The following is a 14,573-nucleotide window of genomic DNA, read 5'->3' as shown; positions in this document are numbered from 1 at the left end:
GGGGATTAATCACAGTTTGTGATTACATCACTTTTACACACGCAGCTATTATTGCTACATGATAAATCTTATTTTTATTGATTTTATCAGGTGCGACAATAGCGTCTGTGGTAGACAAAGTCAGGTGTATAAATTTAAAAGAAAAATAGTTACAGACGGTAGTGATTCCAGCGAAGGTTTGTTTGATGAAACGTTAACTTTGGTAAAAGACATATCATTGTTAATTACAGGGATATAATAAAATTGTTTAATTTTAATGCAAATAAAGATATGCGTGAATAATAAGCATAATAAACATAAGGTTAAATATTATTAATGTCTCGTAGGCCACGGGGTTGTTTTTTAACACCATCCATGGCGTTGAAAATGTCACAGTGAAATAGCATTATGCTGTTTGAGTTTAGCGTCATCCCAGATACCGTAAAATCGACCTGCATTACTGGCAGTGTACCAGACGGTATGGCGAATGTTACGGTGCCCCAGGTAATCCTGGATGAGACGGGTGTCGATCCCCATATTGGCTAACGCAAAACCGCAAGAGTGACGAAGCATATGTGGATGAATTTCAAGCGGGAGTCCTGCGTGATCGCCCGAGGCTGAAATGATTTGATAAAACTGTTGGCGAGAAAGAGGATTCCCTTTTCTTGATAAAAATAACCACTCACTGTTGGAATCGGGATAGGTGGCACGAATAACCAACCAGTTCTTTAATGCCTGAATTTCTTCACTTAATAATGGATGCGTTGTCGAAAACCCCTTTTTCAGACGGTGAATATAAATGCATCGTGATTTGATATCAATATCTGAAATTTGCAGGCGACAGATTTCGCTGGCGCGAAATCCATGAATAAAACACAGTAATGTCAGACAGTAATTGCGGGTAGCGTTTGGTCCGGTATTTGCTGCTTTGAGAAGCGACTCTATTTCATTTTGAGTCAAAAAATTCCTCTTCTTATTATCTGCGCTGTTTTTCATTAGGTTCCCTTTTGATTGCAGGTGTGCACTCATTCTGCTGATTCCCATTAATCCAATGGTCTTATCCGGTTTTAGCTCATTATTTATTAGTACAGCACGGTAGGCGTAAATCGTATACAACACCGCTACGTCACAGAAAGACTTAACCGGATAATGAAAATGGCTGTATGTTGTTACGTCATAACGTCGTGCCATTATCGACTGGTAGCCTCCTCTTATCTTGTGCTCGGGGTTATCTTGCTGAATCAAAAAAATTTATTGCTGCTCTAAGATCGAGTCCATTCTGGAACATCCTGAATGATGTGCAAGGGACTTCGCTGAAGGCGGAGAACAACATAACAACCTCGCTAGCATTCACTGTAGAACTACAACAATGAGTAAACAATACTGCAAAAATCACAGAGAGAATAGTCATAATAGGTATGACAACCGCGTTAAGAGATGTGCCGGGTATTTAACCGGGAGCAAAATGCTCCCGGTTTATCATGCGAAAGGTGCAATGATACGGGTATATTTGACTGACAGGGGCGGGTGGTGAAATTAGAATACAAATGTGATGAAATATTTTGCGACAAATAAAACGTGAGCGGCGGAATAATAACGCTTGAAATTACTCTTGTCCGGACAAAGGTGTTTACGGGTAGCGTTCTAAAGAGACACCGCAGTTTTCTGATATTGTATTGCTGCTGACATTACGCCTCATTTTGGTAATTACTGGAACTCACATGATCGGTACTTTCTTTTTTCAGTCTGACATAGTGTATTGCGTCCCTTTGAATTATGCTGTTCCGACATTGCGTTACTGAAGATTTACGGATTGGGTGATGACTGAAGGAAATTATATGAAGTCTATCGGTATTTTTTGCGGTTCATCTGAAGGTCATGCTCCTGTTTACATGCAGGCCGCGCGCGAAGCCGGAACCTTTCTGGCCCAGGCTGGACTGGGTATTGTTTTTGGTGGTGGTCGGGTTGGATTGATGGGGGCCGTGGCGGATTCTGCCCTGCAACACGGTGGGCACGTGACGGGGGTGATCCCCGTGTCTTTGCTTGAACGTGAAATTGCGCATACCGGGCTGACAGATTTGCAGGTCGTTGAGAATATGCACCAGCGTAAAGATCGCATGGCGGCGCTGTCTTCTGCTTTTATCGCCTTACCCGGCGGGGCTGGCACCCTGGAAGAGATTTTTGAGCAGTGGACGTGGGGGCAACTGGGCATCCATAACAAGCCCTGCGCGTTTTATAACATGAACGATTTTTACCAACCGTTGCAGGCCATGGTACAGAAGATGGCCGATGAAGGTTTTATGAAGCAGAGCTACGTGGATATGCTGTTTTTCTCCGATTCCTTGCCGGAAATTGTTGAGTATTTTGCGACGTATACGCCGCCCGCTTCCAAGTGGACGGCGAGCCGGAATTAAGGCTGTGACAGCCCATCAGCCAAACGCCTTCTCAGCGTTGAGTTCCCTGGGAAGGCGTGCGATGAGCGTTAAAAGATATTTACAGGATAAATGTAAGTACGTAGTGTCTTCAGGGATGTCCTGGCACCGCTGACGCGGGCAAAAACGGTAAGGAAACAGGAGAACGGATGAAATTTATCGCCACCTTAACCGGGCAACACATTGACTACAGCGATATTCGACCGGAACATATCGTGATTGAAGACATCGCTGTGGCACTGTCGAACATCTGTCGCTTTGCCGGACATGTGCCTGAATTTTACAGCGTCGCCCAGCACGTGGTTCTGTGCAGCCAGTTAACACCGCCAGAGTTTGCGCTTGAAGCGCTGCTGCACGATGCCGCTGAGGCCTATTGCCAGGATCTTCCCTCGCCGCTAAAGCGTTTGCTTCCTGAGTACAAAGAGATTGAAGCGCGGCTGGACAACGCCATTCGTCAGCGTTTTCATCTTCCTCTCACGCCGAGCAAGGTGATCAAGCAGGTGGATCTGATGGTGCTGGCGACCGAGCGGCGCGATCTCAAGTTGGATCCCGGAAATGACTGGCCGATGCTGGCAGGCGTGTCGCCCACGACGCGGCTGACCGTCAATCCGCTGATGCCACGGCAGGCGCGAGCGCTTTTTTTATCCCGCTTTCAGGAACTGACAACGGGTTAAAGATGGTATGCCGTCACGGTTCTGTGCGTCCCGGTCAGTGAATCGAACACCTCGACATCCGACGCCTGAACAGGCATTCCCGATGCGCGGAGCCGCTGTATATCTGCGGCAATTCGCTGGATCCCCAACCAGAACAGCCCATCCAGGGCGTTAACCTGCAAACCGCTCTCCAGCGCCAGGCGAAGCCGTTCTTCGGGGTGTTTTGTCTGACTGGCTACCTGCTGATAGGGGGCCGTGGTAATCCTTTCCTCATCCATACGGCGAATACGCGACGACAGACGATAACGAAAGGCATCGGGGACGCGACTGAGATCGGCACTGATGCTGTAAACCTGCCCACGGCGTTTATCATTAATCAGGACGTTTTTTTGGGTGAGGGCAAACTCTTTCCGCAGTTTATCGATCAGTTGCGGGGTGCGGGTGAGCAGTAAACGAAAGGGCAGTTCGAAGCTGGTCACGTAATCGACGTTGAGCAGCGCAATACGCAGTCGTTCTTCAACGCCAGCGTTCTCTTGTTGGCACTCCGCCAGAACCTCCTGCCATTGGCGGGTAATACGCGGCGACTCGTTGATTTCAGTGAAGTGATATTTCTCAATCAGGTAATCGATACGCCTGGTCATTTTTTTCCCCCCATCCCATCTGCCTGTGCGCTAGTGGCACAACATAGCATAGAGAAAGAGACAGAATACAGAAAGAGACGAATTGTCATCCATTTAAGAATGTTTAAGAATCCAAACTAAAATCTATATTTTCAATGAGTTAGGAAAATCATGTCAGTTAAGACTTTTTAATTGAGGTATTCAATTATTTCCTAATATAGTTTTAATACCGCGCCAGATGATATAGCAGAACGGAAATAAACGGCAAGTTAAATGGATTATTAATACGGAAGTAAAAGCGATGACGATATATATTATAAGCAACAATAACTTTTTGCAGGACGGGATAGTCTTGTTGGCAAAAGAGGCCAACCTGGAAATTGTGAAAGAAACCATGCACCACTTGCCTGTAGAAAAACTCACTTTCGACGATACCGTGATTTTGCATCTCAATCTGTTCAACAAAAGTTGTGCCAGGGAAATATCCCGTCTCAACAAAAAATGTAAGTTGCTGATTATACTGAATTCTGAACGCAGCGCACTGGTATTTGATGCCGACATGATTGTCAGTGCCCGACAATCCCTGCTGGCACTGACGATGATTATTACGCGTCTGGCGAGCATGGAAAAGCGGCAGGTTATCCGGAATCATATTCTCAATCGCGTCGAGAAAATGATTATTTGTGAATCGCTGCAGGGAAAAGATATTAACCTGATTGCCGAATCATTGGCGTTGCCTCCGAAACGGGTATACACCTATCGCAATCTCGCGTGCAAGAAATTGGGGGGCCACAGGGTCCACGATCTGCTGCTAATCAAAGAGAATTTACTGGAAGAGACGATGTTTTTGTAAAAAACGTCAGCCCTGTTAAGCCCAGAGCTGACGGCGGTAGTTCGTTTAGCGGGCGCAGTATAACAGGGGGCGTTTTCCGATGGTAAACAGGAACCCGTGGACGCCCTGATTGAGAATAGAGTAACTCACATTCTTATCGGGATAGACGTAGAAATCAGGCAGAATATTGGCTAATAACGCATCCGGTAACGTCTCGATGATTTCGAACTTATTGATTCTGGTTGAGTGTAAGTGATACGAATCCTGGTTTTCTGTCCAGTTATAGGCGACATCTCGTCTGATCCGTCCTTTAAGTTTGTTATCTTCAATGTAGGTCCCGCTGACGGCCACGATGCCGTTCTGATTCTTCAGGGAATACATGTAATTCAGCGTAATATTTGCGCGCGCGTTTTTATGAAATACCACCAGCGACATCGAACATTCCTGTTTATCGTAATGTTTAGCCATAAGAACATTGTATATCGCGCCGATGAGCACACCCGCGAGTAAAAACACCGCACTCATCATCATGATCGTTTTTTTACTCACTTCCTACTCCACGAAAAGAGAGTGTGATACAACCCGGAATAGCTGATTTCAGGTAATTCTTGCGACAGACAAGAACGGCTAATCCGGGAGACGTTTGTGACAGCGGAAAGTACACCCAGGGATACTTTTCGCAATCGAGGCCAGAACCCAAAATCAACGTCTTGAAGCGTGCATAACTGTTTTTATTATCGTGGCTGTCATCCGTGATATAGAAATGACAGCCTTTGTCCTGCTCGACGAAGGTATAGCCAGCGAAGAAAGGCTTCGTATCACTAAAGTGCCAGGCAAAGTTCATGCCGATTGCACCGATGAAAAATGCCGCTGCCATGGCGATGATACCGACGAAGAGGGGCAATCTGCTGCGCTTACTCACCGTTACCGTATGGGCAGGAAGTGCAGTTTCTTCCGGTGTAAACTCCGGCTCAGCGTCAGCGTGGTACTCGACATCCAGTTCATCCTCACCCTGTAGGGTTTCAGAGACCACTTCATCAGCCTGATCTGCCGCAACGCGGGCGATTTTAACGCTTTTGTCGATTTGAAACCCTTTGCGCGGTACCGTGGCGACCAGGATTCGGTCGGTCTCACCGACGGCGCGTAGCCCACGACGGACAATAGAGATATTCTGATAAAGGGTGTTTGCTGGAACCAGCATTCCTTCATCTTCCCACACCTTTTTGAAAAACTCCTGCTGAGTGACCACGTCCGGCGAAGCCTCAAGCAGCAAAAGCAGACAACGGCTGGCAGGCGTTGTCAAAACGACGTTAATTTCTGGATTAGTCACAGAAATTAACTTTTTACTGTCAGGTCTGAATTCAATATTATCGTTAATAATCCAGTACATATAGGTTCACGATGTGCGAAAGTTATAAAGAGTAGAGACTTAAGTGTAGAAAATTCTGAGCATAGTATTACATATACTATATGCGAACACAGTAGCCGTTTGATTTATGAAACTAATGTTTTTGTGCTGTAGTTTCACATATGTATATAGACAATAAGGAATTTTGTTAATAAAACTAGTGGTTTCTGCCGCTATGTTTAATCCGGTAGTGTAATCGTCTGAGCATTTCAATGATTAAACTCGGATTGATTACTGCCGCATTGCGGAAATGTTGATCTTATGTCAAAAAGATCAAACAGTTAGTTTGATTATCAGGTGTTGGACTTGAGAAGCGAATAAATATATTGTACTTGTTATGTTCATTTTGTAGTGACTCCTGCTGGTATTCTGTCCCAAATGGCGTTAGTCGATGACTTTCCGCTTATAAATACGTCATTTCGACTGCCTGACTATCAATTGCGTGGAAAAAACGGAGTAGGAATCTGTTTCAACACGTTGATTTAAGATTCATCATCAGACAATCTTCCCTTTATGTAATCACGCTTCTTGATTAGTATTTTTTTAATGAAAACAAGGGTTTTTAAATCGTTTATTTGAATAAGATATTATGCCGACACAGCATCAAATAGTCAATTAGAGCGAATAACCTTAAATACTGTGAAATGCATAATATAAAGTCTTAAATATCTCCATAACCGGTTTTTTATTCTTAGTGATAAGGGAAAGGTGAGTATTTACTCATCTAACATTAAAGTGGTGGCGGGGGGCATTCACGGGCTATGCTTAGGGGATAAACAAAAAAAGAGGCAATGTCATGGATAAGCAACTTGAGGATGCGGGTTACCGCGTCTATACCGGTGAGAAAATCGATGTTTACTTCAATACGTCGATTTGCCAGCATTCCGGAAATTGTGTACGCGGTAGTGCTAACCTTTTCAATCTGAAACGCAAACCGTGGATCATGCCTGATGAAGTTGATGTTTCAACGGTGACCAGGGTTATCGATACCTGCCCAAGCGGGGCGCTGCAATATCGTCATAAATAAAGCGAGGGAAAGATGGAAATACGGGAAGGCCACAATAAATTCTATGTCAATGATGCGCAGGGGAATCAGGTCGCTGAAATCGTTTTTGTTCCGACCGGTGAGCATTTAAGCATTATCGAGCATACTGATGTCGATGCCAGTCTGAAAGGACAAGGCGTCGGAAAACAACTGGTGGCGAAAGTGGTGGAGAAAATGCGCCGCGAGAATCGCAAAGTTATCCCTCTTTGTCCGTTTGCCAAACATGAGTTTGATAAAACGCGTGAGTATGACGATATTCGGGCCTGATAACATGCCGGACAATGCGCCTGAGCAGTCCGGCTAAATTTACCCTTCCCGATGCAGTAAATCCTGATAGATGCCGGTTAATATCCCCTGCGGTCCAAACTCCTTTTTGATCCACTGGGTCACCTGACCGGTGGCGGAGTGCTGGGTGGCGAGCAGCATCCGCGAATCCTGACGTGGATTATGGATCTGCCGCGTGACCAGCAGCGAATCTTCCATCGCTTCATGCACCATGTAGTCCGGTAGAAAGCCAATTCCTGCACCGAGGATCTGACACTGGCATTTGGTATTGAAATCCGGCACGAGAATCGATTCCTGACCATGCAGCAACCAGCCCACCTTTTTATTAATGGTATGCGCGGTATCTTCCACCATGATATTCGGGTAGAGGCGCAACTGACTTTCGGCGATCGGCTCTGGCATGAAAGCCAGCGGGTGATCCGGTGCGATCGCAAATGCCCAGCGAATGGCGCCAATTTCAGTGTAATCAATACCGCCGCCGTCCAGCAGCGTGTCGGGCGCGCCGATGGCAATATTGGCCTGGTTGTTGATGATGGAGTCCCAGACGCCGTTATACACTTCGGTGGTGACCGTAATCTGGCAGGTCGGAAACTGCTTCTTCAGCACCTGGAGCAATCGCGCGGTATGTTTTGGCGTATATAAGAGCTGATTAATGCAAATACGCACCCGCGCCTCAATGCCCTGCGCAATGGTATCAATGCTGCGCTTAATGGCATGAAAGTCGTTTAGCAGGTCGGTGGCCTTGCGAAAAAAGTAGCGCCCCGACTCGGTGAGTTCAATACTGCGGGTATTGCGGGTAAACAGCACCACATCAAGACCCGCCTCCATTCGTTTGATCGTATAGCTGATGGCTGAAGTCGTCAGGCCCAGCTCCTCCGCCGCCTTGCTGAAACTGCCAAAACGAGCGGCTGTGGTAAAGGCCAACAGGTTTTCTTCCGTAAAAATTGAATTCATGCACTGGTTCCTGTTCCGATCGGCGGTCGTCGCGTCTCCCCGGAGATGACTGTATTGGCTGTGCTTGCCATTGAGCAATCACTTTTGAATAACTTTTAATACCTGAGTCGGGTTCAGGCACGGTTTTTCGACGTGGATTCACTCAGTTTCCGCCCGGTGTACTCCGAAATGAAACCCACGCAGTTCCCGGCTAAAAAACCCAGTAGCGTCACCGTCCAGTTCAGCCCGGTGGCGAAAAACAGCGTCATGCCAAGGAAACCGCCAGGAATAAACGAGGTTAACCAGAAGCGCCCCTGCCAGACGATGACGGCGGAAAACGGTACGGTCATGACCACACCTGCCCAGAACGAAGAAAGCCCGCTCGCGGAAGCCAGCCATCCGGAGGCCAGCGCCGCCAGAAAGGCCCAGACGGCACCGGTGTAGTTCACAAACAGGCTTTTCACAAACCCCGCCTTGCTCCCCCCGGCAGCATAGAAGCTGCAAAACGCGACAAAGCCAATGGTGCCCAGTAATTCCCAGCCTGGAGCCAGCCCAACCCTCGAGGACACCATCTGCCAGAGACCTGCACAAATGCCGACAGTAATGCCTGTTGCGGTGAGTCCGTTCATCTTTATCTCCCGTTATTAACGTCTGGATAGAGTGGTTTCGTCCAGCAACTATATAGAAAGAAAACCCGATTGAGTTAAGGGGAATAGCAGCAAAGAAATAAAGGGTGCACTACAGCACAGTCTGTGCGGATTGTTAAAAACCATTCAATAATTAATCCGCTTATGGCGAATAAAATTTAAGCGGGTTCTTTTCTATAAATTTCGTTGCTATTCTCAGTCCATCAGATACAGCCACAAAAATCAGGGGAATGATCATGACAAATACCAGTCTGATGACAGACTACCTAATGGCTGCGCAGCAGGGTGATGTAAAGAAATTAACCGCCTGTCTGGAACAGGGAGTGGATGTGAATACCTGTAACCGCCAGGGGCAGACGGCCATTATTCTGGCGAGCCTGCATAAAAAATATGACTGTGTTACGGCGTTAATTAGCGCAGGCGCGGATATTAATCAGCAGGATCAGACCTGTTTAAATCCTTTTCTACTGAGCTGTCTGAATAACGATCTCACTCTTTTACGCTTAATTTTAGCAGCCAGGCCCGATCTTAATCGATTAACGCGTTTTGGCGGCGTGGGATTAACGCCCGCCTGTGAAAAAGGCCATCTTGATATCGTCAACGAGCTATTAACGCAGACGACGATTAATGTGAATCATACCAATTTTGTTGGCTGGACGCCGCTACTGGAAGCCATTGTGCTGAATGACGGCGGTGCTACGCAGCAGGCGATAGTTGCCTTACTGCTGGAAAAGGGGGCCAGTCCACATATGACGGATAAATACGGTAAAACGCCGCTGGAACTGGCACGGGAAAAAGGCTTTGAGGCGATCGCCCAATTGCTGATTGCCGCAGGAGCCTGACGAAGGAGAAACGTTATCGACACCCCACGACGGCGGTGTGTGCAAGCGCTAACTGCGGATGCGGGCTTTCTCTGCGAACGCGGTAGTGGGCGGGTCGAACAGGTCTTTTCCCGGGCGGTCAATCTGTATCTCCCGGCACAGCACCAACTACTGACGCTGCTGTGTGAAGAGTATGACAACGCGCCCAATAGCGCCCGGTTAGCACTCACCCACTTTGACGGTCTGTTCCGGCCTGGTGAGTTGGTTCAGTTTCATCCTTCGGGAATAACGGTGGGTGATGATAAATGGATAGACAAGACATCCTGTCATGACTGGCACATGCCGAAACTGCAGCTGAGTCCCGAAAGGTTCCGGCAAATTCCCTGGCAACGGTGGAGCGAACTAATCCATCAACAGTTACAGGAGAATGAGACATTATTTCTCTGGCGTGGAGATAATCCATTTTATCAGGCAATTTGCCACGAACTACAGCTTCGACGAAATACGTTATTACGTGCAATGCGAAAAGGAATCGAAATTGCGCCCGCGGTAATCCAGATGATGGGGTTAGGTATTGGCCTGACGCCCTCCGCAGACGATTATCTGGTTGGTCTGAGCATTATTTTATTTATTGCTGGTCATCCGGCGGGAAAATACAAGGAGGCATTTTGTTCGGCACTGCAATTGGGCAGGGAAAATACCACGCTGCTTAGCGCGATTACGCTGGAAGCGGCATTTGAACAACGTTATCGCGAAAATATTGCCGGGTTTATTCGCTGCATGATTAATGAACCCAACGGCTTTTCTATCCAGTCTATTGCCAATATTAAAAATATTGGCTCAAGTTCCGGTTGCGACATGCTGTATGGCATGGCGGATGCCTGCGCGCTGAGCCAAATATATGGAGGGAATTATGTCAGTTAAGATAGTCATTAAAAAGAATACCTATTTTGATTCCGTGTCGCTTATGTCCATTTCCACCCGCGCCAATAAACTCGACGGCGTCGATCAGGCGTTTGTGGCGATGGCGACCGAGATGAACAAAGGGGTGCTAAAAAATCTGGGGCTGTTGACGCCGGAGTTGGCTGAGGCGAAAAACGGCGACCTGATGATTGTGATTAACGGCAAAGACGGCGCAGACAACGATCGGACGCTGGCGGCCATTGAGGAGTTGTTCAGCAAAAAAGCGGAAAGCGGCTCGCACGAAGCGCGTTATGCCACGCTGGCCAGTGCGAAAAAACATATTCCGGACAGCAATCTGGCGGTAATTTCGGTTAACGGCCTGTTTGCTGCCCGTGAAGCGCGCCAGGCGTTGCAAAACGATCTGCACGTGATGCTGTTTTCTGACAACGTCTCTGTTGAAGACGAACTGTCGCTCAAACAGCTGGCGCACGAAAAAGGGTTGCTCATGATGGGGCCGGACTGCGGTACGGCGATCATCAACGGTGCTGCACTGTGCTTTGGCAACGCGGTCCGTCGCGGCAACATTGGCATTGTGGGCGCCTCGGGGACCGGTAGCCAGGAACTGAGCGTACGCATTCATGAATTTGGCGGCGGCATTTCGCAGCTGATTGGCACCGGCGGACGCGATCTGAGTGAGAAAATCGGCGGCCTGATGATGCTGGACGCCATCGCAATGCTGGAAGACGACCCGGAAACGGAAATCATCGCGCTGATCTCAAAACCGCCAGCCCCGGCAGTCGCGCGTAAGGTACTGGAGCGTGCGCGTGCCTGCCGTAAGCCCGTCGTGGCCTGCTTCCTTGGGCGCGCAGAACCGCCAGCTGACGAGCAGGGTCTGCAGTATGCTCGCGGGACGAAAGAGGCGGCACTGAAAGCGGTGCTACTGAGCGGCGTGAAGAAAGAATCGTTAAACCTGCATTCGCTGAACGAGACGCTGATTGCCGAAGTGCGCGCGCGTCTGACCCCGCAACAGAAGTACATTCGCGGTCTGTTCTGCGGCGGCACGCTGTGTGATGAAACCATGTTTGCGGTGATGGAAAAACATGGCGACGTCTACAGCAATATTCAGCCCGATCCGGCCTTCCGCCTGGCGGATCTGAATCGCAGCGTTAAGCACACCTTCCTCGACTTTGGCGATGACGACTTCACCAACGGTAAGCCGCACCCGATGATCGACCCCACCAACCGTATCAGCCGTCTGCTGCAGGAGGCCAAAGATCCGCAAGTGGGTGTGATCGTGATGGATTTTGTGCTTGGCTTTGGCTCGCACGAGGATCCGGTTGGTTCCACGATCGATGCGATCAAAGAGGCGAAAGCGATCGCCGCCGCTGAGGGGCGTGAGCTTACGATCCTCGCCTATGTGTTAGGCACCGATCTCGATGCCCCGTCGCTGGAAAAACAGAGCCAGATGCTGAGCGACGCGGGCGTGATCCTGGCAAGCAGCAGCACCAATACCGGTCTGTTGGCGCGTGAATTTATCTGCAAAGGGGAGGAAGCCTGATGAGCCAGTCACTGTTTACCCAACCGCTGAACGTCATCAACGTGGGTATCGCAATGTTTAGCGACGATCTGAAAAAACAGCATGTCGATGTCACCCAACTTGACTGGACGCCGCCGGGCCAGGGCAACATGCAGGTGGTGAAGGCGCTGGACAGCATTGCCGATTCGCCGCTGGCGGAGAAAATCGCCGCTGCGAACCAGCAGGCGCTGGAGCGGATCATTCAGTCACATCCGGTGCTGATTGGTTTTGATCAGGCGATCAACGTTGTGCCGGGCATGACGTCGAAAACCATTCTCCACGCCGGTCCGCCCGTTACATGGGAAAAAATGTGCGGCGCGATGAAAGGTGCGGTCACCGGCGCGCTGGTATTTGAAGGGCTGGCAAAAGATATTGATGAAGCCGCTGAGCTGGCGGCCTCCGGTGAGATTATCTTCTCGCCGTGCCACGAGCATGACTGCGTCGGTTCGATGGCGGGTGTCACTTCTGCTTCCATGTTTATGCACATTGTCGAAAACAAAACTTACGGCAACATTGCGTACACCAACATGAGTGAGCAGATGGCGAAGATCCTGCGTATGGGAGCCAACGACCAGAGCGTGATCGACCGTCTGAACTGGATGCGTGACGTGCAGGGGCCCATGCTGCGCGATGCGATGAAGATTATCGGTGAAATCGATCTGCGCTTAATGCTGGCACAGGCGCTACATATGGGCGATGAGTGCCACAACCGTAACAACGCGGGCACCACGCTGCTGATTCAGGCGCTGACGCCGGGCATCATTCAGGCCGGTTACCCGGTTGAACAACAGCGTGAAGTGTTCGACTTTGTTGCCAGCAGCGACTACTTCTCCGGCCCGACGTGGATGGCGCTGTGTAAAGCGGCAATGGACGCGGCGCACGGTATCGAATACAGCACGGTGGTAACCACGATGGCACGTAACGGCGTGGAGTTTGGGCTACGGGTTAGCGGCCTGCCGGGTCAGTGGTTTACCGGTCCGGCACAGCAGGTGATTGGCCCCATGTTCGCAGGGTACAAGCCGGAAGACTCTGGTCTGGATATTGGCGACAGTGCGATTACCGAAACCTACGGCATCGGCGGTTTTGCGATGGCCACGGCACCGGCTATCGTTGCACTGGTCGGCGGAACGGTGGAAGAGGCGGTCGATTTCTCCCGACAGATGCGTGAAATCACGTTGGGCGAAAACCCGAACGTCACCATTCCGTTACTGGGCTTTATGGGGATACCGACGGCGATCGACATTACCCGCGTCGGTAGCAGCGGCATTCTGCCGGTGATCAACACCGCGATTGCGCATAAAGATGCCGGTATCGGCATGATTGGCGCCGGGATTGTCCACCCGCCGTTTGCCTGCTTCGAAAAAGCGATCCTGAGCTGGTGCGAACGCTACGGCGCATAACCACTCACCCCCCGGCGCTTTCTGAGCCGGGGGTTCTTTCTCAACACACACAATAATCCCATCACACTCTGTACCGGAAACCTACACGATGAAAGAACTTGTGGTCGTTGCCATTGGTGGCAACAGCATTATCAAAGATAACGCCAGCCAGTCGGTTGAACATCAGGCCGAGGCGGTGAAAGCCGTCGCCGATACCGTACTGGAGATGCTGGCATCGGACTACAATATTGTGCTGACCCACGGCAACGGCCCGCAGGTTGGACTGGATTTGCGCCGCGCGGAGATCGCTCATGAACGTGAAGGGCTACCGCTGACGCCGCTGGCAAACTGTGTCGCCGATACGCAGGGGGGAATTGGCTATCTGATCCAGCAGGCGCTGAATAACCGACTGGCGAAGCGCGGCGAGCAGAAAGCCGTCACCGTCGTCACCCAGGTGGAGGTGGATAAAAACGATCCGGGATTTACCCATCCCACTAAACCCATCGGTGCGTTCTTTAGCGAAGCCCAGCGCGATGAATTACAGCGGGTTAACCCTGGCTGGCGGTTTGTGGAAGATTCCGGGCGCGGCTACCGTCGGGTTGTCGCGTCACCTGAACCGAAGCGCATTGTTGAGTCGGAAGCGATTAAGGCACTGACTCAGAAGGGCTTTGTCGTTATTGGCGCGGGCGGCGGCGGGATCCCGGTGGTGCGCGGCGAGCAGGGCGATTATCAGAGCGTCGATGCGGTTATCGATAAAGATCTCTCTACCGCGCTGCTGGCGCGCGAGATTCAGGCGGACATTCTGGTTGTCACCACCGGCGTTGAGAAGGTGTGCATTCACTTTGGCAAACCCGAACAGCAGGCGCTGGACTGGGTCGACATCCCTACGATGACCCGTTATATGCAGGAAGGTCACTTCCCGCCGGGCAGTATGCTACCAAAAATTATCGCCAGCCTGGCTTTCCTCCAGCACGGCGGCAAACGCGTCATCATCACTACGCCTGAGTGCTTGCCTGCGGCCATTCGCGGCGAGACGGGCACCCATATCGTCCATTCATAA

Annotated in this window: 16 protein-coding genes; 10 read left to right on the top strand and 6 right to left on the bottom strand. The window is 49.9% G+C overall.

The genetic code is table 11. The features are described 5' to 3' along the window. Window positions 1-369 precede the first annotated feature (369 nt). Window positions 370-975, bottom strand: a complete 606-nt coding sequence (locus tag QQZ17_RS01185) for a tyrosine-type DNA invertase (protein WP_152406262.1) — start codon at window positions 973-975, stop codon at window positions 370-372. Between the two features lie 842 nt (window positions 976-1,817). Between QQZ17_RS01185 and QQZ17_RS01180 the strand changes: the two genes are divergently transcribed. Further along, window positions 1,818-2,393 carry an LOG family protein gene (locus QQZ17_RS01180; protein ID WP_152406263.1) on the top strand — a complete coding sequence of 192 codons (576 nt, stop codon included), beginning with the start codon at window positions 1,818-1,820 and terminating at the stop codon, window positions 2,391-2,393. Between the two features lie 167 nt (window positions 2,394-2,560). After that, window positions 2,561-3,085 (top strand): HD family hydrolase, encoded by a 525-nt coding sequence (locus QQZ17_RS01175; RefSeq protein ID WP_152402295.1) that lies wholly within the window; start codon window positions 2,561-2,563, stop codon window positions 3,083-3,085. On the opposite strand, the gene QQZ17_RS01170 is transcribed toward QQZ17_RS01175, so the two are convergent. After that, entirely contained in the window at window positions 3,082-3,705 is a 624-nt protein-coding gene (locus tag QQZ17_RS01170; protein WP_152402297.1) for a DNA-binding protein, read from the bottom strand. The genes QQZ17_RS01175 and QQZ17_RS01170 overlap by 4 nt on opposite strands. A gap of 280 nt (window positions 3,706-3,985) precedes the next feature. Between QQZ17_RS01170 and QQZ17_RS01165 the strand changes: the two genes are divergently transcribed. Next, a complete protein-coding gene (locus QQZ17_RS01165) occupies window positions 3,986-4,537 on the top strand; it encodes a hypothetical protein (protein WP_152402299.1) in 552 nt (183 codons plus the stop codon). 45 nt (window positions 4,538-4,582) lie between these two features. Here the strand turns inward: QQZ17_RS01165 and QQZ17_RS01160 are convergent, their stop codons facing one another. Both QQZ17_RS01160 and QQZ17_RS01155 read right to left on the bottom strand, forming a co-directional pair. Further along, window positions 4,583-5,065, bottom strand: coding sequence for a hypothetical protein (locus QQZ17_RS01160; protein ID WP_152402301.1), 483 nt, complete (start codon window positions 5,063-5,065; stop codon window positions 4,583-4,585). Next, window positions 5,058-5,906, bottom strand: a complete 849-nt coding sequence (locus QQZ17_RS01155) for a winged helix-turn-helix domain-containing protein (protein ID WP_152402303.1) — start codon at window positions 5,904-5,906, stop codon at window positions 5,058-5,060. Before QQZ17_RS01155 ends, QQZ17_RS01160 begins: the two co-directional genes overlap by 8 nt. 814 nt (window positions 5,907-6,720) lie before the next feature. Between QQZ17_RS01155 and yjdI the strand changes: the two genes are divergently transcribed. Both yjdI and QQZ17_RS01145 read left to right on the top strand, forming a co-directional pair. Continuing rightward, window positions 6,721-6,951, top strand: coding sequence for a 4Fe-4S mono-cluster protein YjdI (yjdI, locus tag QQZ17_RS01150; RefSeq protein ID WP_152402305.1), 231 nt, complete (start codon window positions 6,721-6,723; stop codon window positions 6,949-6,951). 12 nt (window positions 6,952-6,963) lie between these two features. After that, the gene (locus QQZ17_RS01145; RefSeq protein WP_152402307.1) at window positions 6,964-7,236 is read left to right on the top strand and encodes a GNAT family N-acetyltransferase; all 273 of its coding nucleotides are present in this window, start codon (window positions 6,964-6,966) and stop codon (window positions 7,234-7,236) included. A 39-nt stretch (window positions 7,237-7,275) separates the two neighbouring features. On the opposite strand, the gene QQZ17_RS01140 is transcribed toward QQZ17_RS01145, so the two are convergent. Beyond that, window positions 7,276-8,208, bottom strand: coding sequence for a LysR substrate-binding domain-containing protein (locus QQZ17_RS01140; protein ID WP_152402309.1), 933 nt, complete (start codon window positions 8,206-8,208; stop codon window positions 7,276-7,278). Between the two features lie 113 nt (window positions 8,209-8,321). Beyond that, on the bottom strand, window positions 8,322-8,816 hold the full coding sequence (locus QQZ17_RS01135; RefSeq protein WP_152402312.1) for a DUF1097 domain-containing protein: 495 nt from the start codon (window positions 8,814-8,816) through the stop codon (window positions 8,322-8,324). Window positions 8,817-9,070: 254 nt separating this feature from the next. Between QQZ17_RS01135 and QQZ17_RS01130 the strand changes: the two genes are divergently transcribed. From QQZ17_RS01130 to QQZ17_RS01110, 5 genes are all read left to right on the top strand, one after another. Then, on the top strand, window positions 9,071-9,676 hold the full coding sequence (locus QQZ17_RS01130; RefSeq protein ID WP_152402314.1) for an ankyrin repeat domain-containing protein: 606 nt from the start codon (window positions 9,071-9,073) through the stop codon (window positions 9,674-9,676). A gap of 39 nt (window positions 9,677-9,715) precedes the next feature. Further along, window positions 9,716-10,579 carry a DUF2877 domain-containing protein gene (locus QQZ17_RS01125; protein ID WP_152402316.1) on the top strand — a complete coding sequence of 288 codons (864 nt, stop codon included), beginning with the start codon at window positions 9,716-9,718 and terminating at the stop codon, window positions 10,577-10,579. After that, window positions 10,569-12,116: an acyl-CoA synthetase FdrA gene (gene fdrA, locus QQZ17_RS01120; protein ID WP_152402319.1), complete on the top strand. Its 1,548-nt coding sequence runs from the start codon at window positions 10,569-10,571 to the stop codon at window positions 12,114-12,116. Before QQZ17_RS01125 ends, fdrA begins: the two co-directional genes overlap by 11 nt. Continuing rightward, window positions 12,116-13,534 carry a DUF1116 domain-containing protein gene (locus QQZ17_RS01115; protein WP_152402321.1) on the top strand — a complete coding sequence of 473 codons (1,419 nt, stop codon included), beginning with the start codon at window positions 12,116-12,118 and terminating at the stop codon, window positions 13,532-13,534. The genes fdrA and QQZ17_RS01115 overlap by 1 nt, the downstream gene beginning before the upstream one ends. An 88-nt stretch (window positions 13,535-13,622) precedes the next feature. Further along, entirely contained in the window at window positions 13,623-14,573 is a 951-nt protein-coding gene (locus QQZ17_RS01110) for a carbamate kinase family protein (RefSeq protein WP_152402323.1), read from the top strand.

It is taken from the genome of Citrobacter sp. T1.2D-1, from assembly GCF_950098555.1.
GTDB classification, from domain to species: domain Bacteria; phylum Pseudomonadota; class Gammaproteobacteria; order Enterobacterales; family Enterobacteriaceae; genus Citrobacter_A; species Citrobacter_A telavivensis.
Note: the sequence above shows the minus strand (reverse complement) of the source record. Positions and strands in the feature narration are given on the sequence as shown.